Consider the following 22,820-nt stretch of genomic DNA (forward strand, 5'->3'; position numbering starts at 1 on the left):
TATGAAACTTAGATATAAGTATTCCATTTTAATCGGCTTCACCATCTTGACCTTAAGCGCTTGTGTGACTAAAAAATATGAGCGGCCTCAGGTTAAAAGTGAAGGATTATACCGGGATCAGAATACAACTGATACCACCACGATGGCAGATTTGCCGTGGAAGACACTGTTCTCAGATACCACTTTGCAATCTTTGATTCAGCAAGGAATAAATCAAAATTTAGATTTAAAACAAGCTATTGAGCGCATTAGAATTTCAGAGGCAACATTAAGACAAAGCCGTGCCGCATTTCTGCCAAGCTTACAGGCAGATGTTTCGGTTACTGATGCTAAACAAGCCGCTGCGGCATTGAATTTTCCAGCCGGGATTAACATCAATTTAGAAACACAAACCTACAGGGCACAGTTAAGTACAGCCTGGGAAGCAGATATTTGGGGGAAACTAAGTAGTGCCAAGCGATCTGCATTCGCTACTTTACTACAAAGTGATGCTGCAAAAAGAGCTGTTCAAACCCAGCTAATTGCTACCATTGCGAACAGTTATTACACTTTACTGGCTTTAGACAAACAATTGGCCATTACTGAACAAACCATCAAAATCAGGGCACAGGATGTAGAAACCATGAAAGCACTGAAAGAAGGTGCAGTTGTAAATGGTGCGGCTGTGGTACAAAGTGAGGCCAATCTATATGCCGCCCAGGTAACCTTACCAGATTTGAAACGCAGTATTAAAGAAGCAGAAAATGCATTAAACATTGCGCTGGCACAGGCACCCGGAACAGTAAACCGTACAACATTAGACCAACAAGTTGCATTTTCAAATTTACAAACCGGAGTTTCCGCTCAGTTGTTGCAAAACCGGCCCGATGTTATTGCCGCTGAATTTGGTTTCAGAGCCGCATTTGAGAATACCAATGTTGCCAAAACATACTTCTACCCTGCCTTAACCTTAACTGCGGCAGGTGGCTTAACCAGTTTACAGTTGAGTAACTTCTTTGATAATTCCATTTTCTACAACCTGGTTGGTGGTTTAACACAACCCATTTTTGCCAAAGGGGCAAATAAAGCCCGTTTAACTACTGCACAGGCAAATCAGCAAATTGCATTTTACACCTTTCAACAAGCCCTTTTAACCGGCGGACAAGAGGTTTCAAATGCATTGTATGCTTATCAAACTGCAGAAGAAAAAGAAGCAACAAGAGCCAAGCAAATTGCTTCCTTAACTAAGGCCGTAGATTTTACAAAAGAACTATTACGTTATAGTTCAGCCACGAATTATACTGATGTATTGACTTCAGAGCAAAGTTTATTAACTGCTCAATTGAGTGGAATTAATGACAGACTACAAAAGCTACAGTCAGTTGTAAATTTGTACCGTGCTTTAGGCGGCGGGTGGAAATAACCTATTTTAATATTTAGTTACGCAAAAAGCATCCTGAAAATCAGGATGCTTTTTGCATTTATGTTAATTATTTTACTGATACATTCCTTTGCTATCGATGAAACTGATCACCTTATCCGGGAGAAAAAACTGTACGTTTTTCTTTTCTTTGATAGATTTACGAATAAATGTGGAAGAGATTTCCATTAGCGGCGTATCTGTAAACATGATGGACGGATGATCTTTCCATTCACTGATATCAGCGCCGGGTCGCGGATAAACATAAATCTGATAATTCTTCAAAAGCACCTCATAGTTTTTCCATTTTTTGAAAGAGACCAGGTTATCTGCTCCCATGATCAAAACAAAATCTTTTGACGGAAACCTTTCGTGAAGATAAGTCAATGTATCAATAGTATAGGATGGTTTAGGGAGCGTAAACTCAATATCGCTTATGCGGATATTCTCCGAATTCTCGGTAGCCAGATTGGCCATCTCTAGCCGATCGTACATGTTGGCTAGGCCACTTTTTTCTTTTAGCGGATTATGAGGTGAAACCACTAACCACACCTCATCAAGTTCGGTATGATTGGCCATATAGTTGGCAATAACTAAATGCCCGGTATGGATGGGGTTGTAAGAGCCAAAGAAAAGACCTGTTTTCAGTTGACGGTTTTCAGTTGACATTTTTCAGTTAACAGTTTAATATGCAAATATTAGATGGATCCGTATTTCTCAGGATGATTCATCATATGATTTAATAATTTAGCCAGCCTTTTGTCTCCCTATTTTCCATATCACGATCAGAATTTTACGAATAAAATGTGCTTTATACCTTCGCTTTCTCCAGGGCTTCAACTAAACAAATATTTGTTGACATTGAAGCTCTCCTGATTTGATCGGTAAGAGAGTAGATTTCATCTCGGGGAAAAGATTTGCTCAACTCAAATATAAACATAGATAATTCAAACGATTTTTATAAACCAGTAAGTCATAGAAATCACCCATATATTTATAGCTTAAATTATCTTATCAGAATAATATACAATTAGCTATTTACGTCCAAAACTGAAAGCTACAGATTGCTAACTGCTAGTGATTCAGAAACTCCTGCACCAATCTTTCAGCCTCAGCACAAGCTGTTGCCAAATCAAAGTTTTTTAGGATCACATCAAACTTATCTGCGTAAAGCAATTCCTTTTCTGCTTTGATAAAGCGTTCCTGAAGTTTTTCCGGACTATCTGTTCCTCTACCACTTAAGCGCTCTTTTAACACCTCTAAAGATGGTGGCTGAACAAAAATAGCTAAAGCATCTTCTTCATATTTTCGTTTTAAACGAATGCCGCCTTCTACATCGATATCAAAAATAACATGCTGATTATTTTCCCAGATACGTTCAATTTCCGAACGCAAGGTACCATAGAATGTGCCGTTGTAAACTTCTTCAAACTCTACAAATTCCTGGTGGGCAACTTTATGTAAAAACTCTTCTTTCGTGATAAAGTAATAGTCATTTTCATGCGTTTCATCGCCTCTGAGTTCTCTGGTGGTGGCAGAAATGGAAAAGCTTAGCTCAGGAAACTTTTTGAGGAGGTGGTGTACAATTGTAGTTTTGCCAGCTCCCGACGGTGCCGAAAATATGATTAATTTGCCTTGCATTTTTAAAAGTTTTGCGATTGGCGTTAGGCGTTAAGCGCTTGGCGCTTTCCACCTAACGCTACAACACGTTCAGTAATTGTTCTTTTATCTTTTCTAATTCTTCTTTCATGCCCACTACAAATTGTTGCATTTGTGCATCATTGGCTTTAGCACCCATGGTATTAATTTCTCTTCCAATTTCCTGAGAGATAAAACCCAGCTTTTTACCGTTGGCCTCTTTACTGCCCAATGTTTGAAGAAAATAATCACAGTGACTTTTTAACCTGGTTTTTTCTTCTGTAATATCAATTTTATCGATGTAATAAATCAATTCCTGCTCAAAACGGTTCTGATCGATATTGACCTTACCAACTGCATCATCCAGAAATTGTGCAAACTTATCACGGATGGCCGTAATCCTTTTAGGTTCTAATTCTTCAACAGATTTGAAGTACCCTAAGATATTTTTAATCCGGAGTTCAAGATCTGCTTTTAAAACAGCGCCTTCATCTATTCTGAATCTATTAAAATTAGCCAGGGCAGTGGTAAATATCTGATATAAATGATTCCATTCATCTTCACTTACGCTTTCTTCCTTATAGCTGATGACTTCCGGAAAAGTTAATGCCGTCTGAAGTAAATTGCTACTCCCGGCATTGAGTTCATGATTGACAGCCACCAGCTGATTATAGTAATGACTAAGCAAAGCGGTATTGATGGTAGCACCGGTTACTTCTCCGCCTGTGCGCTCTACATTAATGCTGAGGCTAACTTTTCCGCGCTCAATATCTTTACTGCAAACATTACGTAAAATCAATTCCTTATCAGAAAAAGCTTTTGGATATTTTAAATTGAGCTCAAGAAATTTACTGTTAAGCGATTTGATTTCGACACTATACTTTGCATTCGCATAATCGGCAGTTGCCAGGCCGTATCCTGTCATGGATTTTATCATGCGCAAAGATAGAAAAATTAGTTTACAGTTTGCAGACTGCCTTTTAGGTTTACCATTTACAAATTACATCAAATATGATGTTTCAAAGCATATCCTGACCTTATCTTAACTTTATTTAACAACTAAAAAGGTTAATAAATGCTAATTTTACAATCTGTTTTTAAAATGATCATTGTAATTTATGAAATGCATTGCTTGAGTGGTTATAACAAACAAGATAACTGATTAGCTGTTAAACCAGAAGAATAACGGAAATATATTTTACAGCAGCCAAAAATAACACAACATACCCATAATGTATCATGCCACTGCAAAACCAATTGTTTTATACCGATACATTAAACATAATAAATTAACCTTAATGAAAATTTTAAAATTATTCTTATTTCTATTATTGTTCCTTTTTACCGGGAATATACTGAAAGCACAAGAACTGATCATTAAGGGTGTAGTTTTTGAAAAGGGAACTAATTTACGTGTAGCACTGGCCGAAATTACCAACCAGCGAACCCAATTGGGCGTTGGCAGCAATGACCTTGGTTTTTTTCAGATCAGGGCAAATATTGGTGATACATTGTTAATTACAAAACGAAATCTTATTGACCAGCAGATTGTGGTGAAGGGCACTCAGGATATTCTCATCTATTTGGTAAGAAACAGCACTATGCTTGAAGAAGTGACGATTGTTGGAAGCACCAAGAAACAAGATTTGGAAGACCTTAAGCGTGACTTTAGAAATAAAGGCGTTTATAACGGTGGTAAATCATCAGTTTTATCAGCTGTTTTTAATCCTTTAAATGGATTGTATAACTTAATTGGTAAAGATCCAAAAAATGCACGAAGGTTTAACCGTTATGCAGATAATGAATTAAAGCAGACGCAGATTGACCAATATTTTAATGGTACCATCATTCAAAACAATACCGATTTAAGGGGAAAAGACCTCGAAACCTTTATGCTGAATTATCGCCCGGATTATGAAAAGGCACAACACTGGAACGTGTACGATTACATTAAATACATTAAGGAATCTGCAAAGAAATTTAAAGAAAACCCGGTAAAAGCAAATGATTTAAAACCTTAACTAAATAGATAAGGCTTCGCAGGCTTTTTCTGCGGCTAATTTTTCAGCATTTTTCTTATTGTAATCCCTACCTGTTCCAAATTTTTCACCTTCAACCAAGGCACTAATGGTGAATAGCTTTGCACTTTCACCTTCCCCATTCTGAACCAGTTCAAACATGACATCTTTACCATGGCGCTGGCACCATTCGATGAGTTTACTTTTGAAATTCGTTTCGGTAAGTTCTAAGGTATGGATATCGATATGTGGTTTAACAATTCTACGCAGCAAAAATTCCTTTGTAAAGTTATAGCCTTTATCCATATAAATGGCGCCTACAATTGCTTCAAAGGCATCACCAAGCATAGAGTTATGTTTGGTTTGAATACTTACCGATCTTTGGTCAAACTGAATGAGCTTATCAAAGCCTATTTTCTTGGCCAGCTGGTTAAGATTTGCCCTGTTTACAATTTTCGAACGCATTTCAGTCAGAAAACCTTCTTCCTTATAAGGATAGTGCTTAAAAAGCAATTCGGCAATCACCGATCCCAGTACGGCATCCCCCAGAAATTCAAGACGCTCATTACTGCTTCTGCTCCCATTCTTTAAAACTTTCGCAACAGAACGATGCCTGAACGCCATTTTATAAAGCGTTACATTGCCCGGTACAAAGCCTAAAATATTTCGCAGCTTTTTAACAAACTCCTTTTCTGGAGAAAGATAAAGTTTATATAATTTTAATATCGGCATTAAATAAATAACACAATTAACGGCTAATGAGCATATTTAACTAAGTTATCTATTTTTACTTAGCATACAAAATTATATAACAATGCTGTTTTAATTATTCTTCGTATTTCTTGAAAATTACGGAAGCGTTATGTCCTCCAAAACCAAAAGTATTACTTAACGCGGCCCTCACTTCACGTTTTTGCGCTTTGTTGAAAGTAAAATTTAATTTCGGATCAAAAGCAGGATCATCTGTAAAGTGATTGATTGTTGGGGGAACAATATCATTTTTCACAGCCAGAATTGCAGCAATTGCCTCTACAGCACCAGCCGCGCCTAAAAGGTGGCCTGTCATTGATTTTGTAGAGCTGATATTTAACCGGTAAGCATCTTCGCCGAATAAAGTACCAATGGCCTTGGTTTCACTAATATCACCCAATGGTGTAGAAGTGCCATGCACATTAATATAATCAATATCTGCAGTAGTTAAACCGGCATCTTTAAGCGCATTTGTCATTACCATTCTGGCACCTAAACCTTCAGGATGTGGTGCGGTGATGTGATTTGCATCAGCACTCATTCCACCGCCTACCAGTTCAGCATAAATTTTTGCACCTCTGGCTTTAGCGTGTTCAAGTTCTTCCAGGATAATGGTTCCTGCACCTTCACCAGCAACAAAACCATCGCGATCCTTATCAAAAGGACGGGATGCCGTTGCCGGATCATCATTACGTGTAGATAATGCATGCATGGCATTGAAGCCACCCATTCCTGCCTCATTAATAATGGCTTCTGAACCACCACTGATAATCACATCGGCCATACCCAGGCGGATATAGTTGAAGGCATCAATCATGGCGTTGGTTGAAGAAGCACAGGCAGAAACGGTTGCAAAATTTGGCCCACGCAGACCATATTTAATAGAGATATGCCCTGGAGCGATATCTACAATCATTTTAGGGATAAAAAATGGATTATATCTCGGTGTTCCATCTCCTTTAGCGAAGTTGGAAATTTCATCCAGGAAAGTTTTCAATCCACCAATGCCTGCACCCCAGATTACGCCGATTCGGTTGGTATCTAATTTTTCAAAATCAAAACCTCCGTCCTTCACAGCCTCATCTGTAGCTACCAGCGCATATTGTACAAACGGATCAAGCTTGCGGGCTTCCTTTTTTTCCAGAAAATCTTCCGGATTAAAGTTTTTTACCTCACATGCGAATTTGGTTTTGAACTTCTCAGTATCAAAACCCTTAATAGGAGCAGCGCCACTCACCCCGTTAGTCAATCCTTCCCAAAACTCGGGAATATTATTGCCTATAGGAGTGAGCGCACCCAACCCTGTTACTACTACTCTTTTTAATTCCATTTATACTGAAAAAGCGTAATTCTATTTAACGTTTTTTTCCAAATAAGCAATTGCTTGACCAACTGTACCGATGGTTTCAGCCTGATCATCAGGAATAGCTACATTAAATTCTTTTTCAAATTCCATAATCAATTCTACGGTATCTAAAGAATCTGCACCCAAATCGTTGGTGAATGAAGCCTCTGGCGTAACTTCGCTTTCGTCAACACCTAGTTTTTCTACGATAATAGCCTTAACTCTTGAAGCAATATCAGACATAATTTTATAATTTAATGGTTAAATAATTCTGTGCAAAGAAAAATAAATTCTTACAATTTTCAAATGTTTTTATTTCTCTACCCTAATTTGGCTCTGAAATAACAAGCGAATATAGAATTAGTTTTTTAATTTCGTTCTGTAAATAATTTATTTCGACTTGAACAGAACTTACCTGAAATTAACCTTAGACCTTGATTTCATACTCATTGCGATTACCGCACCGCTTAAAGACTATGTATTGTGCCACAAAATTAATACGCGGTTAAACACCCAATTTGAAAAAATCGAAGACCATGAAATATTTTTTAACATTGATGAACCTGCCTGGTGTTTCTCTAAATATTACTTTTTTGTAGAGCAGGGCGAGATAGAATATTACCTGATCAGCAACCGAAGCAGCGACGGATTGCTGGTTCCGGAAATGGGAAATGTAGATTTTTTTATCATCATCAAAGAATTTATTGATCAGGAAGATTTGAATTATTTAATAAACGGCCTCAATAAACTACCTGATATTCAGGTCGCTGCAAAGATAGATCCAACCAAATTAAAGAGTAAGGAGAATTTGGTAATATAAAAATTATATACTTGGTGTATTAAATACACTATATTTGAGGGTTATAAACGACGAAACAAAGAACAAAATATATAAAACTTAATGCAGTTTAATTATTTTTGATAATAATTAGCGCTACAATTAACTGCATTGTTAAAATCAATTAATTAAATGAAACCTTTTCATTCGAGAACCAAAATTGTTGCCACGCTTGGCCCTGCATCGGCAAAACCAGACGTATTATATAGTATGTTTAACGCAGGTTTAGATGTTTGCCGTTTAAACTTTTCACACGGATCTCAGGCAGATCACCAGGCTGTTTTAGATACCATCAAAGATCTGAACAAAAAATATGACTATAATGTAGGAATCCTTGCCGATTTACAGGGGCCAAAAATCCGTATTGGTTTAGTAAAAGAAGGCGGCATTAACCTGGTTAATGGCAAAACAACTGTTATTACAACTAATGAATGTATTGGTAATGAAGAAAGAATTTACATTACCTACCAAAACTTTCCTCAGGATGTACAGGCTGGCGAAATCATCCTTTTAGATGATGGAAAGCTCCAAATGAAAGTGATTTCAACCAACTTGAAGGATGAAGTGGTTTGCGAAATTGTTCACGGTGGGATTCTGACTTCAAGAAAAGGCGTAAACCTTCCAAATACAAAAGTTTCTATTCCATCTTTAACACCAGAAGACAGGGAAAACCTTGAATTTGTTCTTCAAAATGATGTCGAATGGATTGGTTTATCTTTTGTGCGTAAAGCGGAAGATATTATTGAGCTTAAAAAGATCATTGCTGAACGTGGTAAAACTGCGCGTGTAATTGCTAAAATAGAGAAACCGGAAGCCATTGCAAACATTGATGAGATTATTGCAGTGACCGATGGAATTATGGTTGCCCGTGGCGACCTGGGTGTTGAATGTCCGATGGAAGAAGTGCCATTGTTACAGAAAATGATTGTGGCTAAATGTAGGGCAGCATCTAAACCTGTAATTGTGGCAACTCAAATGTTGGAAAGCATGATTACGACTCCCCGCCCTACCCGTGCGGAAGTAAATGATGTGGCTAACTCTGTTTTGGATGGTGCTGATGCGGTAATGTTAAGTGGTGAAACTTCGGTTGGAGAATTTCCATTGATCGTCATCGAAACGATGCAGAAAATTATTCAAAACATTGAGCAAAACAATTATCCTTTTAATCCGGATAAATTCTTAAAACCAAAATCTCCATCTTTCTTAAGTGACGCAATTTGCGACTCAGCTTGTTTCTTAGCTAAGCAAACCAATGCCGTTGGTATTGTATCCATGACTTTAAGCGGTTATACTGCATTTGAAATTTCAAGTCACAGACCCGAAGCTTTAACCTTCATTTTCACCAGTAACAGATCTTTATTAAACGCAGTTAGTTTACTTTGGGGAGTTAGAGGTTTTTACTATGATAAATGGGAAAGTACAGATAACACCATCATTGAGGTTAACGAATTCTTAAAAAGCAAGAAACTGGTTAAACAGGGTGATATCATTATCAATACGGCTGCGATTCCGATCGATGCAAAAGGTAAAACGAATATGTTAAAAATTACCGTTATAGATTAAGTATAACTAATTTACTGCAGGGTGCTTCATTTAAAATGAAGCACCTTTTTTTATGCCCATCCTCTACATATCCTGCAAATTGCTTATCCTTATCTACTGCTATAAGAGGGAATTAAGCCGGACTTTGGGCGGATATGATTGTCATAAGTCCGACGAAACCCCGACTTAAGTCCGTCTAAAGTCCGTCAAAACAGTTAAGCTTTTATAATGCTCTATATAGGAATAAGTTTATAATATGTCCGATACTATTTATACGGCTTTAGCTTTCCAAAAAATCAAGCAATTAAACAAATATCGCTTTACAGAAGAATAAGTTCATCAGATCGAATTTATTGTCATTAATTTTTGTGGAGATATGAATAAAAAAATTACTTTTGCAGTCCGACAGACACGGAGAGGTGTCAGAGTGGTCGATCGAGCACGCTTGGAAAGCGTGTGTACTGCAAGGTACCGCGGGTTCGAATCCCGCCCTCTCCGCATAAAAACGGTCAGTTTTAATCTGGCCATTTGTTCTTTTAAAACTATTTGTAATAACAATCAGGGAGTTATAGAAATATAACTAAAAAAACGGTTAGTTATGCGGATAAACGAGATATAGTTTCTATGTTTGCATCCCCGATAGGGAAATAAATGCCAAAACGGAGTGGTAGTTCAGCTGGTTAGAATGCCTGCCTGTCACGCAGGAGGTCGCGGGTTCGAGTCCCGTCCATTCCGCGAAAATAGTTTTAAATTCAACTAAAAACCTGTAAATTAAATATTTACAGGTTTTTTCGTTTTCTGGAAGCACCAAATTATTCATTTTTTCGCAAGAAAAAGGTGAGCAAGTCGGTGAGCACATTAAACGGTATCAATACTCACCAATTATAGCTTAAACAGTTGTTTATAAGCTAGTTCAATCATTAAACATCTTGACTGTAAGTGACAGAATTAACAATTTTGTTTCATTTTATTCATTTGTCATGAGAACAAACATGAATCTGCTTTTTTATTTAAAAAAGCGCTCCACTTACAAAAACGGCCCAATAACCATTTACTTACGGTTTACAGTTGATGGACGACGAGCAGAAACCTCAACAGGAAAATCTTGCGATCCCAACCGCTGGAATGTACAGGCTGGGCGGGCCGCTGGTACCAAAGAAGATACCAGGGTTTTAAATGCTTATCTAGATAAGTTGTAGTCAAAGGCTCAGGAGCTTCACTAATTAATGACGATAGGGAACGAAACCGTTACGGCAGAAACGGTTAAAAATCGTTTTATCGGAAAAGCTCTGCAACCACGGACTCTTGTTGCGGTTTTTGAAGATCACAACTTAAAAATGAAAAGCCTCATAGGTAGGGAATATGAAAGAAGTACACTTCAGCGCTATGAAACCTGCCTAATGCACGTTAAAGACTTTATGCAGTTAAATTATAATGTTTCAGATATTCCTGTTGTAAAAATCAACTTTACTTTCCTGGTTGATTTTGAATACTACCTCAGGAGTGTCCGCAACTGTGGCAATAACTCTGCAATCAAATACATCAAAAACCTAGGTAAAATTGTCCGCATATGTTTAGGTAACGGCTGGCTGGCTGTTGATCCATATCTCAACTACAAGCCAAAACAAAATACCGTACACCGTGAGGTACTTACCAAAGAAGAGCTAAGCCGTATCAAAGAAAAGAAGTTCATTATGGAGAGGGTTGGTACGGTCAGGGATATGTTTGTTTTCAGTTGTTATACAGGGCTTGCTTATGTAGATGTGTGTAAACTGAAACGCTCTGAACTGGTTAAAGGCACTGATGGCAATTTATGGATATATACAAGCAGAAAGAAAACCGATACACTTTCACGGATCCCTGTGTTGCCAGCAGCTCTGGCCATAATTAAAGCTTATGAAAGCCATCCCCAGTGTATTGTTAAAGATACTTTGCTTCCCATGATGAGCAATCAGAAAATGAATGCTTATTTAAAAGAGATAGCAGACCTTTGCGATATCAGAAAGTTGTTGACTTTTCATATTGCCAGGCATACCTTCGCCACTACGATAACACTTAACAATGGCGTACCTATAGAAAGCGTATCTAAGATTGATGGGACACACTAGCATAAAAACAACACAGATTTACGCAAAGGTGCTGGATCATAAGATTAGTTCTGATATGCAGAAAATCATTGGGAAAGTATAGTGACCTGAAATTTTTTAATTGAAAGGACTGTATTATACGATGTTTTTCTTCAAATCTATCATTAAAAACCTTAAGCAAAAAAAGGATGCAACAGCGAGTGTTGCATCCTTTTATCTAAATTAACGCTCTCAATCTATGATTGATGCAAGGCTCTCACCCCTTGCTTTCGCAATGTATAAATATTAATTTAATGTTGTAATATTACTGTCTAATTGGTTTTTGAAGCTATCAGGAATTTAAATTACGTACACTTTCGCCGATTAATAAATTATAAATAGGGTGGTATTATGAGATTCCAAAATCCACATGGAACTGAATTATATCTAACAGGAAGAGTTTCCCAAAAACTTGTATTACAAAACAAAGTTTATTAAATTGAGAGAAGAACGTTTTATTGATACAAAAATGAGGATAGGATACGCCAGGGTTTCTACCAAAGAACAAAATTTAAATCTGCAAATTGAAGCACTCGAAAAAGCGGGGTGTGAAATCATCTTTAGGGAAACAATTTCCGGAGCAACGAAGGTTCGCCCTGAACTCGATAAGATGATTGCTCAACTTCGTAAAGGGGATGAATTACTTGTTTGGAGATTGGACCGTTTGGGAAGAAGCTTAAAACATATTATTGATTTAGTCCTAAGTTTGAGTGAAGAAGGAATTATCATTAAGGGTTTAACCAATGGGGTTGATACGTCAACAATTAATGGTAGGCTCTTTTTAAATATAATGGCTTCATTAGCTGACTACGAGAGAGAACTAATCAGAGAAAGAACTAAGGCTGGTTTAGAATCTGCAAGGGCAAGAGGAAGAATGGGTGGTAGACCAAAAGGTTTTTCGAAAGATACCATTTTTAAGTTGTTGGTTATGCGCTCGGTTTATAAAGACCTAGATAAAACACCAGAACAAATTTATAAAGGGCTTCAATTAACCAGAGCAACATTTTACCGCTATGCTAAAATTCTAGATTCACACACCAATGAGGAAATAAAAAACTTCAGAAGAAATAGAAACGATCGTTTTGTTCCATCCAACGGACGCTGTAATAAAAAATCTCTCCACCCAATTACAATTTCTTTAAAGTCAACGGTTGGAATCGAAAAAGGCGGATCGTCAAAATGATAAAAAATCACATTGTTCTGATAAATGAGAATAGAAATTACTTCATTCCCATTTTCAAATTCACTGTTAGAGTCTAATAGAGCTTGTTCAATATCAGGAAGAAGATTTTCAGTAATGTGCCTACTATTCCATCCATATAAAAATAGAGATAAATATCCCTCTTCCATAATAGGAAATTTATCTATTTTATTAAATTTATCTATCCTATTTTCAAAATTTATTTTGTATTTATTTATTATTTCTTTTCTCATATCTAATTATTTAAATGATCTTTTAAAATAAACAAAGATGAAAGATTGGCTAAAAATACTTGAGGCTTTTCAGGCCGATATGCTTCCAAACTAATGTTATGAACTGATTTTGAGATTTTACTAGGTGTTCCTTAGTAAATACCAGATTACATTGATGAAATGTTGTTTTTAATGATGCTCTTATGATTTATTGAAATATAATCTATAAAAAATGATACTTCACTTTCTGATTCAAACTCCCCTTCAAAAATGCTGAGTCGCCCCATTGATTCATTTTCCTCACAAATAAAGATTGGCACATTCTCACTGATAAATCTCGCAAGTCCATAACTTCCAAAGAGAGAAGATTCAGAAAGGTCATTTTTGGTTCGAATATGAACCTGATGAATTAAGTTATTGGATTGAACTTCACAATATATTGGAGAAATATTAAGTATTAAATACCGCTCATCAATTTTGTGATAACTATCTAAATAATATGGCCTATAGTCGACGCTGATCATTATCTGCTTTTACCAAAAATACTAATAATTTCATAAGCGATGTAAATAAATGTAACTTCCGAATGATTAAGTAGAATCTCATTTTTTAACGGAAAGTCTATGGATAATTGATTTTTGTTATTTCCTACGGAGAAAATTGATGCCAGATAATAAGCTGATTATTAAAAAAGTGGAAAGGCTTCAAGCTTGATTTTCAGTAGTCGAAATGATTTATTCGGCTACTAAAATAAAAATATCGAATCAATAGAATCTCTTAAAAAACGAATATTTTTACTTGATAATTTTTTTTATCAAAAACTCATAATCAAAAACGTGCTAAACCTATTTGATTAGTGGAATGAGTTTCTGATAATTGGTAAAACAGAAACATATAAATTAGGCTGTTATTAAACGAAATTTAATCATTTAAAGCAATATTAAGAGTCGATTAAATTATCAACTAACCAGGGAATAGTGAAAATATGAATTAATCCCGTTAATATCCTATTTTAAGGCTTTGAGCTTAGCGGCAGTTTCAGGGTAATCTAAAATTGATAAAGCTTTAATGTAATACTTTTTAGCCTCTTCTTTTTCTCCCTTAGCTGAATGATAATCACCCAAAGCATCATACACGTTGAAACTATATGGGTAGTTTATTTCATTCATTCGAAAGAAATGATATGCAGATTCGAATTTATTAGCTCTTAAAAAAGCATAACCCATATTATTGACTATACTTTCTGAGGGTAGTATTTCATAGCCCATTGATTTAGATATTTGTTTGTATCCGGATTTCAATGCTTCTAGGATTGTTTTGTCTTCTATAGAAGTGCTAAATAAATCGTAATTGTCAACAGACAGGAAGTTATAGTCTCTAAAAATATAATGAAGCCCATCATACTCGCTGATAAAAGGTGCCATATTATGCCCCTCCTCTTCATAATATTTAATTTTCCAAAGTAATTTTCTATTGCCATTTTGTTGTAGGGCGCTTTTCAATCTGTCCATGGCAAGAGCAGCATCATTAAAAGGAGTTGCGGTTTTTCTAGCTTCCGCAGTGTCAAACTTTTTTTTGAAACCATTAGCAACTGAGATAAAGACGTTTTTATTATCAAACTTTTTATCAGATACTATATGCTCTGCTTCTTTTGACAGCTTAGAATTATCATACCATAAGGCAGGATCTATTGAAATATACGAATTAAATAATTCGGTATGCTTCAATAGTGTGTTAATAACAAAAAGCCCACCTAAAGAATGTCCTATCAACATACGGTATGGTGCAGTTGAATATTTCGATTCAATTTCAGGAATCAGTTCGTTCTGCAGAAAAAGCGTAAATTTTTCTCCTCCACCTGATGATTTGGCTGAGACGCTGTCTAAAAATATTCCTGAGGTTATATGTGTTGGAGTAAAATCTCTTATCCTATCAATGTTTGGTATAGCTACAATAATACACTCCTGAAAAACCCTTAGTGAAACCATGTTTTCCATCATAGCTGCAAGTCCCTGAAAATGTTGTTCCCCATCTAACAAGTAAATGACTGGATATTTTTGTTTGCCCAAGGTTTTCTCGGATGCACTTTCTGGAAGATATACAAAATATGGCCTTTCTTCTCCGAGAATCTTTGAATAGGTTTTGTATATTTTGCCTATTGAAATATCATTTTTTTCTTGTGAATAGCTAATTATTGTTGTTAGAAAAAATAACAAAAAAAGATAATTTTTCATATGGGTTTATATTGGCTTTCAAAAAGACCGTATTAGATTGGAAATGTTACGCAACATACTAAATTAAAAACACGATGAGCAAATGAATCTATTGTTATCAGGAAACGGTGGATTTTTGATAGGAGGTAATTTTTTTTGTGATTTATCTTCTCACAAAACGAAAGTATCCATCCCCTACTGAATATTTTCTTTCAGCTGTAAATTTATGCGCCGCTTACGGCAAAGAGAAAAAGAATCTATAAAATCGAACATCAACAGGTGTCAAGTATTAACGAATAATCATCTAACTACGTAGCTAATTTAAGCACCCGGTCTGAAATAAATCTAATATTCTATTAGACTAAATTACATTAAACCGGTTTCAGAACACTCTTAGGAACCAATACTTTGTATTAAGGAATATAATTATTAGGTTAGGCAATAATCCTATCGGTTCAATCCGAATTAATAAAAGATGGCGAAATATTGTTTACTTTTTTTTCTTATTTTATTTTCCGGATTTAATAAGTCCCCTGATCACAACAACGGATCCGAGTCTGTAGACCAAACCAGCTCACTTCCCTCCGGATCGTCATTTCAGGCACCAAATTACAGCAGTATCAAATTAGATTCGATTACAAAATATGAGGGAAATACAGCTTGTCGATTCAGAATTCGATTGAATTTAATACCCCACAAGAAGTCGGTAACTATTTTTACGTAAAGGCAGATGAAAAGTCCAGCAAGGAGGAAGGTTCGATCGAGTTGAGAGGATTTATAAAAATGGACGAAATTGGAGGTGACTATGCTGGATTATGGTTGAAGTTGGAATTAGAAGATGGACAACTAGCATTTGTTGATACAAAGCATGTGGGCAGCCATGATTGGGCAGAATATCGTATCAAACTCCCGTACTCCAAAAAAATAAAGGAGATAGCTTATGGAGGAATTCTAGCTGGGGTTGGCAAAGTCTGGTTTGATAAGTTTCAACTTTATAAGGATGGGAAGCCGATGTATAACTTAAGGCGCATTGCTCCAAAAAAAGCTCAATTAGATACTTCCTATCTAAATGGTTCAGGCATAACCAATATCCAGATCAATGCCAACAACATTACCAATCTCGCCATCGTTGGACAGGTATGGGGATTTTTGAAGTACCACCACCCATATGCTGGTAGCGGAGAGGTGAACTGGGATGGCGAATTATTCAAAATCTTAGTCAATACACGTAATTGTAATAATCTTCGCGAATTAAGTCACGCCCTTGAAGCTTATATAGATTCCCTTCCTAAGGTGAAAACGTGTGATAACTGTAAAATGCCATCTGCTTCCGAAGTGTTAATGGCTCCGGACTTTGGGGATCTTTTTACAGGAAAAACGCTATCAGCGAGTTTAACAAACAAACTTAGGTACATTCAGCAAAACAAGTCGGATAAACAGAATTATTGGGTGAAAAAAGAACCAAGCCTGGGATACCCTCTATTTGTCAACGAAAAAAGCTACGATCAGATGTTGCTTCCCGACACAGGGTATAGGCTACTATCTTTATTTCGATATTGGTCTATCATAAATTATTATTCGCCATACAGAAACATTACAGAAAAACACTGGAACCAGGTTCTGAAAGATTTCATTCCGCAATTTGTAGCTGCCAGGAACGCCGAAGAATATACACTTGCAACATTAAAACTTATAGCGACAATTAAAGACACTCATGCAAACATCTTCAATAATTATCCAACCTTAGAATCAATCAAGGGTAAATATCGAGTTCCTTTTAGATCCGAGTTTGTCGAAAACAAGCTGATCGTAAGCGGATACCGTACCGACACTTTAGCTATTCAAGATAAGGTTAAAATAGGGGATATTATTGTCTCGATCAACGGAGAAAGAATTGAAAAGCTTGTTAAGAAGTATTTGCCCATTACACCAGCATCCAATTACGACACACAATTGAGAGATTTGCCATGGAACTATTTGATGAGAAGTAATGACGAAGAAATGCAGTTTGTGGTTAAACGAGACGGAAAGGTAATCAAACTAAACATCCCAACGCTTAAGGGTAAATCGACTTATACATCGCCTGAACAAAAGGAAAAAGGGGCATATTATTTAATCAACGATCAGATTGGCTATGTTAATGCAGGTAGATATCTGAATTCGGAGTTGGCACTAATGGAAAAAATGTTTGCAAAAACCAAGGGGATAATTGTAGACCTGCGAGAATATCCGTCTGACTTTATGCCTTACACCTTTGCAAGCTACATTAAATCATTCAAAAGTATGTTTTTAAAGTGGTCTGCGGTAGACTATTCAAATCCAGGTACATTCGTCATCACTGATTCAGCGTATAGCGGACCTTCAAAAAATGGCGAATCATATAACGGGAAGGTGGTTGTGATTGTCAATTCAGACACGCAGAGCCAGGGAGAGTTCACAACAATGGCACTCCAGAGTTCACCAAACGTTAGTGTAATTGGAAGTCAAACGGCAGGTGCAGATGGTGAAGTAACCACTATTGTCCTTCCAGGTGGCATTTACAACAGGATATCAAGTAAAGGTGTATTTTACCCGGATAATTCGCCAACTCAGGGTACCGGAGTGAAAATCGATTTTATTGTAAAACCAACAATTAAAGGGATAATTGACAGAAAGGATGAATTATTAGAGAGAGCTGTATCCGGGATTTCTGAAATAAAATGACTAGCTGTTATTCTCTATTCAGGATTCATGAAGATTATTGACGGGCTGTTTGAACCGAATCGGAAAAGTCTACTTTTCTGTTTGATCAACCTTCTAAATATCCGGTACCTGAAACTGATAAAGAAAAATTATCTGTTTTATAGAATATTAGCAACAGGAAAAAGAATAATTATCTACAAAACATCCATTAAAAGAACAATTATCTGATTTTAAGATAAATCCGTTTGAATCATCTTTTATTTTAAGATTTGCAGGATGAATTAACTGTTTATGATGCTATAAAAAGCGATCAATCAGAACACTCAAGAATTAACGAAAAGAAATGTATGGAAAACACCCGGGATACCCTCAAATATGATTTTGCATTCAAGCTGGAGAGCACTTGTTTAGATGAAAACTATCACCCCTCTAGTCAAACGCGTCTGACAACCAATTTTGCAAACCTGGCCAGGGGAGACAATCGTCAGCAAAACTTACGTAATGCCTTAAATATGATCAACAACCGGTTCAATGCATTGGCCCATTTGGATAATCCCAGAGCTGACCGTTACCTTGTAGCACTTGAAATCATCACCGTAACGATGCGTATTGATGATAAGAACGGCATCAACAACCTGCCGTTGATCGAAGTTTTAAAAACGAATATTTTCGACCGGGAAACTAACCAGCGTATCGAAGGTATCGCCGGAAATAATTTTTCCTCTTATGTCCGGGATTATGATTTCAGTATTTTATTGACCGAGTACAATAAAGATAAACCCAATTTCTCTATTCCTGAAAATTTTGGTGATCTGCACGGAAAACTTTATAAGTGCTTTGTGAATTCAGCCACTTATAAAGAGCATTTTAAGATGTCGCCGATCATTTGTCTGAGTGTATCTGGCAACAGAACTTATACACGCACTGATTATCAGCATCCCGTTCTGGGCTTTGAGTATCTGCAGGATCAGTATTCTATCACTGATGAATATTTCTCTAAAATGGGTTTAAAAGTTCGTTTTTTCATGCCTCCGAACAGTGTGGCACCAATGGCTTTTTACCATTCCGGAGATCTGCTTGCTGATTATACTGATCTTGGACTGATCAGCTCGATCAGCACGATGGAGACTTTCCAGAAGATTTATCGCCCTGAAATCTACAATGCAAATGCTGTGGCCGGGAAAATCTATCAACCTAGTCTTAAGCACGAAGATTATTCACTGACCCGCGTGGTATATGACCGCGAAGAGCGGAGCCGACTGGCTATTGAACAGGGTAAATATGCGGAAGAGCATTTCATCAAACCTTACCAGGATATTCTTGAGCAATGGACTGCTGAATTCGTTAGTTAATCAATCATAAAAAAAGGAACAACAATGAAAAAACTATTACCAACCTCAATTGTGGGAAGTTTGCCCAAACCTGCCTGGCTTGCACCACCCGAAAAACTCTGGTCACCCTGGAAATTAGAGGGCGATGAGCTGATTGAAGGGAAACAGGATGCCTTGCGTATTGCGCTGCAGGAACAGCATCTGGCAGGGGTGGATATCATCAGTGATGGAGAGCAGACACGCCAACACTTCGTAACGACTTTTATCGAGCATTTAAGTGGTGTAGATTTTGAAAACCGTAAGGTCGTAAAAATCCGTGACCGTTATGATGCCAGTGTTCCTGTTGTGGTAGGTGAGGTTGCCCGTCAAAAGGCAGTTTTTGTTAAGGATGCCAAGTTTTTGCGTACACTGACGGATAAACCGATCAAATGGGCATTACCGGGACCGATGACCATGGTAGATACCCTGTATGATGCCCATTACAAAAGCCGGGAAAAACTGGCCTGGGAATTTGCAAAACTACTCAATGAGGAAGCCAGGGAATTACAGGATGCAGGTGTGGACATTATCCAGTTTGATGAACCGGCATTTAACGTGTTCTTTGATGAGGTAAACGATTGGGGAATGGCAGCGCTGGAAAGGGCCAGTGAAGGTTTAACCTGCGAAACGGCAGTGCATGTGTGCTACGGTTATGGCATAAAAGCTAATAATGACTGGAAAAAGACACTGGGTTCAGAGTGGCGCCAATACGAAGAAATCTTCCCTAAGATCCAGAAATCCAATATCAATATCGTGTCCCTGGAATGCCATAACTCGCACGTGCCATTGGACCTGATTGAACTTGTACGTGGTAAAAAAGTAATGGTAGGCGCAATCGATGTGGCATCCAATACGATTGAAACACCGGAAGAAGTAGCGGATACGCTGCGCAGAACACTTGCGTTTGTCGATATCGAAAACCTCTACCCCTCTACAAACTGCGGTATGGCACCTTTGTCCCGAAACGTGGCAAACGGTAAGCTGCGTGCGTTAAGCGCAGGGGCTGAAATCATACGGAAAGAATTTGGGATGTAATTTTTCTGAGCAATAGAAATATATTAAAATCATATTGAAAAAGTTATTCGCATTATTGAACAAGGTAGGTTTCGACGGTTTCCTGCTGATGATAGCCACCATGATCCTGCTGGCCTATTTTCTGCCACAGCCAGGCCTTGTTAAAGAACCCGTTTCGCTCGAGGAGATTGCTAATGCAGGCGTATCGCTGATTTTCCTGTTTTATGGCCTGCGTTTGAGTGTAGAGAAATTAAAAGCCGGACTTTCCAACTGGAAAATGCATATTGTTGTCCAGTTGACAACCTTTTTGTTCTTCCCACTCCTCGTTTTGGCATCTCGCCCCCTGTTTATTGGCACTGATTATGAGCTACTCTGGCTGGGTGTATTTTTTCTGGCAGCCCTGCCGTCTACGGTTTCCTCTTCGGTGGTCATGGTTTCCATTGCCAAGGGCAACATCCCGGCTGCCATTTTCAATGCGAGCATTTCAAGTCTGATCGGGGTAGTGGTCACGCCGGTCTGGATCGGGCTGTTCATCGCTTCAGCAACCGGTGGTTTCGATGTTTCTGCTATCGTGATCAAACTGGTATTTCAGGTCCTGTTACCGGTCATCATCGGCATCAGCCTCAACGCCCGTTTTGGCGCCATTGCCGAGAAGTATAAAAAACAGCTCAAATATTTCGATCAGGCGGTTATCCTCACCATCATTTATACCTCGTTCTGTAAGTCATTCTCCGAGCATCTTTTTGATGGCTTCAGTGCCCTTGAACTTGCCGGACTTGCAGCGGCGATGATGGCCCTGTTTTTTGCGGTGTTCTTTTGCGTTGGACTGCTCAGCCGCTTGTTTGGCTTTTCTGCTGAAGACCGTATCACGGTTTTGTTCTGCGGATCCAAAAAATCACTGGTTCACGGCACAGTCATGTCAAAAGTGCTTTTTCAGCACAGTACCATCACCGGCATCATATTGTTGCCGCTCATGCTTTATCATGCCCTTCAGCTGATTGCCGCCAGTATCATCGCCCAGGGGATGGCTAGGCGAAAAGAGGCATCATCTCCAATACAGGGGATAAAAACAGCTACATGAAACTTTTAGAAAAAACACAACTGGGTAATGCCAGCTTAAAAAATAGAATGGCCATGGCAGCGATGACCAGGGGCCGTACTGACAGCAATGGCCTGGTGGGTGATATAACAGCAGAATACTATGCCCAGCGGGCAAGTGCAGGTCTGCTCTTTACCGAGTCCATCAGGATCAGTGAAGAGGCCACCGGCAGTCCGCTCACGCCGGGTATTTTCACCAAAGAGCAAATAGCAGCATGGAAGAAGGTAACCACTGCGGTACATGATAGCGGTGGCGTTATTGTAGCCCAGCTTTGGCACACCGGCCGTATTGGGCATTCTATAGACAGGAATGGGAAGCTCCCTATTGCACCATCACCCCTGCCCATCCGGGGGATGCGGCATTATACCTCCCAAGGCATGAAAGATTTTGAGATCCCCCGGGAAATGTCCACCATGGAGATCATGCAGACGATAAAAGACTTTGGCCAGGCCGCAAAAAATGCTATGGTGGCAGGCTTTGACGGAGTCCAGCTCCATGCGGCCAATGGCTATCTGCCCAGCCAGTTCCTGGCTGAAAGTGCCAACCAGAGGACGGACAATTATGGCGGCAGTATCCCTAATAATTCCCGCTTCATAGTGGAGGTGATGCAGGAATTGATCAGTGTAGCAGGAGGTGAAAAAGTGGGCATTAAAATATCCCCATTCCATCCCTATGGCGATATCGTATTGGAGGACCCCGTAGCTAGCTATACCCACCTGATCGAAGAACTGAACAAACTGGATTTTGCCTATGTGGAACTCATGCGGCGCAGCCCACATTTCCCTTCACCTGAACATTATGTCTGTGAAGACGAGATTGCGTTCTTTGGCAGGAAGATCCACCAGAGGGTTATTGCAAATGGAGGCTATGATAGGGATTCCGCCGAATCTGAACTTGAAAAAGGTATTGCAGCACTTGTTTCCTTTGGGAACTTGTACATCGCCAACCCCGACCTGCCCGAGCGCTTTGAAAAAAATGCCGCGCTAGGCAAGCCAGACAGGGCAACCATGTTCGGGGGCGGGGAACAGGGGTATATTGATTATCCATTTTGGAACGGATAAAAATTAGGTCTATAATTCTTGATTTTTTTTTACCTTACGTCGCTGTTCTTTGCATAACATCAATCGGAAAGGTTTTGCTTAACTGCAGATTAATAGGGAATCGTGTGCAAATCACGAGCTGTCGCGCAACTGTAAGTAACAAACAAGGTTTTCATTAAGCATATCCACTGTTCTAATATGAATGGGAAGGGTGATGAGAACTGTTACAAGCCAGGAGACCTGCCTGTTCCGAATGGACGATGCTTTCGCGGTCTGAAGCTTTTGGTCTGAAAGGTGGTTGTTTCCTATGGGACATTTCCCTGTGTGAGCCGT

The 22,820-nt window shown here is 38.3% G+C and carries 21 protein-coding genes, 2 tRNA genes and 1 riboswitch; of the genes, 14 read left to right on the forward strand and 9 right to left on the reverse strand.

Translation table 11 applies throughout. The features are described from left to right. The first annotated feature begins 1 nt into the window (after window position 1). Window positions 2–1,402 (forward strand): efflux transporter outer membrane subunit, encoded by a 1,401-nt coding sequence (locus CBW18_RS01890; RefSeq protein ID WP_088299552.1) that lies wholly within the window; start codon window positions 2–4, stop codon window positions 1,400–1,402. 72 nt (window positions 1,403–1,474) lie between these two features. On the opposite strand, the gene nadD is transcribed toward CBW18_RS01890, so the two are convergent. The 4 genes from nadD to CBW18_RS01910 form a co-directional block, all read right to left on the reverse strand. Then, on the reverse strand, window positions 1,475–2,068 hold the full coding sequence (gene nadD, locus CBW18_RS01895; protein WP_088299553.1) for a nicotinate (nicotinamide) nucleotide adenylyltransferase: 594 nt from the start codon (window positions 2,066–2,068) through the stop codon (window positions 1,475–1,477). Window positions 2,069–2,210: 142 nt separating this feature from the next. Beyond that, window positions 2,211–2,339: a four helix bundle protein gene (locus tag CBW18_RS21800; protein ID WP_216359181.1), complete on the reverse strand. Its 129-nt coding sequence runs from the start codon at window positions 2,337–2,339 to the stop codon at window positions 2,211–2,213. A gap of 134 nt (window positions 2,340–2,473) precedes the next feature. Continuing rightward, a complete protein-coding gene (gene gmk / locus CBW18_RS01905) occupies window positions 2,474–3,040 on the reverse strand; it encodes a guanylate kinase (RefSeq protein ID WP_088299554.1) in 567 nt (188 codons plus the stop codon). A gap of 58 nt (window positions 3,041–3,098) precedes the next feature. Further along, window positions 3,099–3,962 (reverse strand): YicC/YloC family endoribonuclease, encoded by an 864-nt coding sequence (locus CBW18_RS01910; RefSeq protein WP_088299555.1) that lies wholly within the window; start codon window positions 3,960–3,962, stop codon window positions 3,099–3,101. Window positions 3,963–4,335: 373 nt separating this feature from the next. Between CBW18_RS01910 and CBW18_RS01915 the strand changes: the two genes are divergently transcribed. Further along, window positions 4,336–5,058 carry a hypothetical protein gene (locus tag CBW18_RS01915; protein WP_140418618.1) on the forward strand — a complete coding sequence of 241 codons (723 nt, stop codon included), beginning with the start codon at window positions 4,336–4,338 and terminating at the stop codon, window positions 5,056–5,058. Here the strand turns inward: CBW18_RS01915 and rnc are convergent, their stop codons facing one another. The 3 genes from rnc to CBW18_RS01930 all read right to left on the reverse strand — a co-directional run bounded on the left by rnc (window position 5,059) and on the right by CBW18_RS01930 (window position 7,393). Continuing rightward, the gene (gene rnc, locus CBW18_RS01920) at window positions 5,059–5,787 is read right to left on the reverse strand and encodes a ribonuclease III (RefSeq protein WP_088299557.1); all 729 of its coding nucleotides are present in this window, start codon (window positions 5,785–5,787) and stop codon (window positions 5,059–5,061) included. A gap of 94 nt (window positions 5,788–5,881) precedes the next feature. After that, a complete protein-coding gene (gene fabF / locus CBW18_RS01925; protein ID WP_088299558.1) occupies window positions 5,882–7,135 on the reverse strand; it encodes a beta-ketoacyl-ACP synthase II in 1,254 nt (417 codons plus the stop codon). Between the two features lie 21 nt (window positions 7,136–7,156). After that, window positions 7,157–7,393 carry an acyl carrier protein gene (locus CBW18_RS01930; protein ID WP_008508386.1) on the reverse strand — a complete coding sequence of 79 codons (237 nt, stop codon included), beginning with the start codon at window positions 7,391–7,393 and terminating at the stop codon, window positions 7,157–7,159. 157 nt (window positions 7,394–7,550) lie between these two features. Here CBW18_RS01930 and CBW18_RS01935 point away from each other — a divergent pair, with 157 nt between their 5' ends. The 7 genes from CBW18_RS01935 (at window position 7,551) to CBW18_RS01960 (ending at window position 12,839) form a co-directional block, all read left to right on the forward strand. Then, window positions 7,551–7,970: an IPExxxVDY family protein gene (locus CBW18_RS01935; RefSeq protein ID WP_088299559.1), complete on the forward strand. Its 420-nt coding sequence runs from the start codon at window positions 7,551–7,553 to the stop codon at window positions 7,968–7,970. 150 nt (window positions 7,971–8,120) lie between these two features. Next, window positions 8,121–9,551 (forward strand): pyruvate kinase, encoded by a 1,431-nt coding sequence (gene pyk, locus CBW18_RS01940; RefSeq protein WP_088299560.1) that lies wholly within the window; start codon window positions 8,121–8,123, stop codon window positions 9,549–9,551. A gap of 392 nt (window positions 9,552–9,943) precedes the next feature. Next, window positions 9,944–10,028: transfer RNA gene (locus CBW18_RS01945), tRNA-Ser, on the forward strand. A gap of 163 nt (window positions 10,029–10,191) precedes the next feature. After that, window positions 10,192–10,265: transfer RNA gene (locus tag CBW18_RS01950), tRNA-Asp, on the forward strand. A gap of 257 nt (window positions 10,266–10,522) precedes the next feature. Then, window positions 10,523–10,729: an Arm DNA-binding domain-containing protein gene (locus CBW18_RS21805; protein WP_371566057.1), complete on the forward strand. Its 207-nt coding sequence runs from the start codon at window positions 10,523–10,525 to the stop codon at window positions 10,727–10,729. Between the two features lie 138 nt (window positions 10,730–10,867). Continuing rightward, the gene (locus CBW18_RS21810) at window positions 10,868–11,638 is read left to right on the forward strand and encodes a site-specific integrase (RefSeq protein ID WP_371566059.1); all 771 of its coding nucleotides are present in this window, start codon (window positions 10,868–10,870) and stop codon (window positions 11,636–11,638) included. A gap of 457 nt (window positions 11,639–12,095) precedes the next feature. Continuing rightward, window positions 12,096–12,839, forward strand: coding sequence for a recombinase family protein (locus CBW18_RS01960; protein ID WP_253248935.1), 744 nt, complete (start codon window positions 12,096–12,098; stop codon window positions 12,837–12,839). A 397-nt stretch (window positions 12,840–13,236) separates the two neighbouring features. On the opposite strand, the gene CBW18_RS01965 is transcribed toward CBW18_RS01960, so the two are convergent. Beyond that, a complete protein-coding gene (locus CBW18_RS01965; RefSeq protein ID WP_088299562.1) occupies window positions 13,237–13,593 on the reverse strand; it encodes a hypothetical protein in 357 nt (118 codons plus the stop codon). A 483-nt stretch (window positions 13,594–14,076) separates the two neighbouring features. Continuing rightward, on the reverse strand, window positions 14,077–15,303 hold the full coding sequence (locus CBW18_RS01970; protein ID WP_088299563.1) for an alpha/beta hydrolase-fold protein: 1,227 nt from the start codon (window positions 15,301–15,303) through the stop codon (window positions 14,077–14,079). Window positions 15,304–15,942: 639 nt separating this feature from the next. Between CBW18_RS01970 and CBW18_RS01975 the strand changes: the two genes are divergently transcribed. The 5 genes from CBW18_RS01975 to CBW18_RS01995 all read left to right on the forward strand — a co-directional run bounded on the left by CBW18_RS01975 (window position 15,943) and on the right by CBW18_RS01995 (window position 22,508). Further along, window positions 15,943–17,985, forward strand: coding sequence for a S41 family peptidase (locus tag CBW18_RS01975; protein WP_088299564.1), 2,043 nt, complete (start codon window positions 15,943–15,945; stop codon window positions 17,983–17,985). Between the two features lie 326 nt (window positions 17,986–18,311). Next, complete coding sequence (locus CBW18_RS01980; RefSeq protein WP_088299930.1) at window positions 18,312–19,316, forward strand: DUF1852 domain-containing protein; 1,005 nt, start codon at window positions 18,312–18,314, stop codon at window positions 19,314–19,316. Window positions 19,317–19,340: 24 nt separating this feature from the next. Continuing rightward, window positions 19,341–20,369, forward strand: coding sequence for a methionine synthase (locus CBW18_RS01985; protein WP_088299565.1), 1,029 nt, complete (start codon window positions 19,341–19,343; stop codon window positions 20,367–20,369). Between the two features lie 34 nt (window positions 20,370–20,403). Continuing rightward, window positions 20,404–21,429, forward strand: a complete 1,026-nt coding sequence (locus tag CBW18_RS01990) for a bile acid:sodium symporter family protein (RefSeq protein ID WP_088299566.1) — start codon at window positions 20,404–20,406, stop codon at window positions 21,427–21,429. Continuing rightward, a complete protein-coding gene (locus tag CBW18_RS01995; RefSeq protein WP_088299567.1) occupies window positions 21,426–22,508 on the forward strand; it encodes an alkene reductase in 1,083 nt (360 codons plus the stop codon). The genes CBW18_RS01990 and CBW18_RS01995 overlap by 4 nt, the downstream gene beginning before the upstream one ends. A gap of 52 nt (window positions 22,509–22,560) precedes the next feature. Continuing rightward, window positions 22,561–22,750: riboswitch (cobalamin riboswitch) on the forward strand. Window positions 22,751–22,820 lie beyond the last annotated feature (70 nt).

It is taken from the genome of Pedobacter sp. AJM, from assembly GCF_002197755.1.
In the GTDB taxonomy this organism is placed as follows: Bacteria; Bacteroidota; Bacteroidia; order Sphingobacteriales; family Sphingobacteriaceae; genus Pedobacter.

Excerpts from the sequence above, each read along its gene's own strand:
- CBW18_RS01985 (WP_088299565.1), top strand. The coding sequence starts at position 19,341 with ATGAAAAAACTATTACCAACCTCAATTGTGGGAAGTTTGCCCAAACCT.
- CBW18_RS01970 (WP_088299563.1), bottom strand. The coding sequence starts at position 15,303 with ATGAAAAATTATCTTTTTTTGTTATTTTTTCTAACAACAATAATTAGC.
- fabF (WP_088299558.1), bottom strand. The coding sequence starts at position 7,135 with ATGGAATTAAAAAGAGTAGTAGTAACAGGGTTGGGTGCGCTCACTCCT.
- CBW18_RS01890 (WP_088299552.1), top strand. The coding sequence starts at position 2 with ATGAAACTTAGATATAAGTATTCCATTTTAATCGGCTTCACCATCTTG.
- CBW18_RS01995 (WP_088299567.1), top strand. The coding sequence starts at position 21,426 with ATGAAACTTTTAGAAAAAACACAACTGGGTAATGCCAGCTTAAAAAAT.
- CBW18_RS01965 (WP_088299562.1), bottom strand. The coding sequence starts at position 13,593 with ATGATCAGCGTCGACTATAGGCCATATTATTTAGATAGTTATCACAAA.
- CBW18_RS21800 (WP_216359181.1), bottom strand. The coding sequence starts at position 2,339 with ATGTTTATATTTGAGTTGAGCAAATCTTTTCCCCGAGATGAAATCTAC.
- CBW18_RS01910 (WP_088299555.1), bottom strand. The coding sequence starts at position 3,962 with ATGACAGGATACGGCCTGGCAACTGCCGATTATGCGAATGCAAAGTAT.
- CBW18_RS21805 (WP_371566057.1), top strand. The coding sequence starts at position 10,523 with ATGAATCTGCTTTTTTATTTAAAAAAGCGCTCCACTTACAAAAACGGC.
- rnc (WP_088299557.1), bottom strand. The coding sequence starts at position 5,787 with ATGCCGATATTAAAATTATATAAACTTTATCTTTCTCCAGAAAAGGAG.
- CBW18_RS01980 (WP_088299930.1), top strand. The coding sequence starts at position 18,312 with ATGGAAAACACCCGGGATACCCTCAAATATGATTTTGCATTCAAGCTG.
- CBW18_RS01930 (WP_008508386.1), bottom strand. The coding sequence starts at position 7,393 with ATGTCTGATATTGCTTCAAGAGTTAAGGCTATTATCGTAGAAAAACTA.
- pyk (WP_088299560.1), top strand. The coding sequence starts at position 8,121 with ATGAAACCTTTTCATTCGAGAACCAAAATTGTTGCCACGCTTGGCCCT.
- CBW18_RS01915 (WP_140418618.1), top strand. The coding sequence starts at position 4,336 with ATGAAAATTTTAAAATTATTCTTATTTCTATTATTGTTCCTTTTTACC.
- gmk (WP_088299554.1), bottom strand. The coding sequence starts at position 3,040 with ATGCAAGGCAAATTAATCATATTTTCGGCACCGTCGGGAGCTGGCAAA.
- nadD (WP_088299553.1), bottom strand. The coding sequence starts at position 2,068 with ATGTCAACTGAAAACCGTCAACTGAAAACAGGTCTTTTCTTTGGCTCT.
- CBW18_RS21810 (WP_371566059.1), top strand. The coding sequence starts at position 10,868 with ATGAAAAGCCTCATAGGTAGGGAATATGAAAGAAGTACACTTCAGCGC.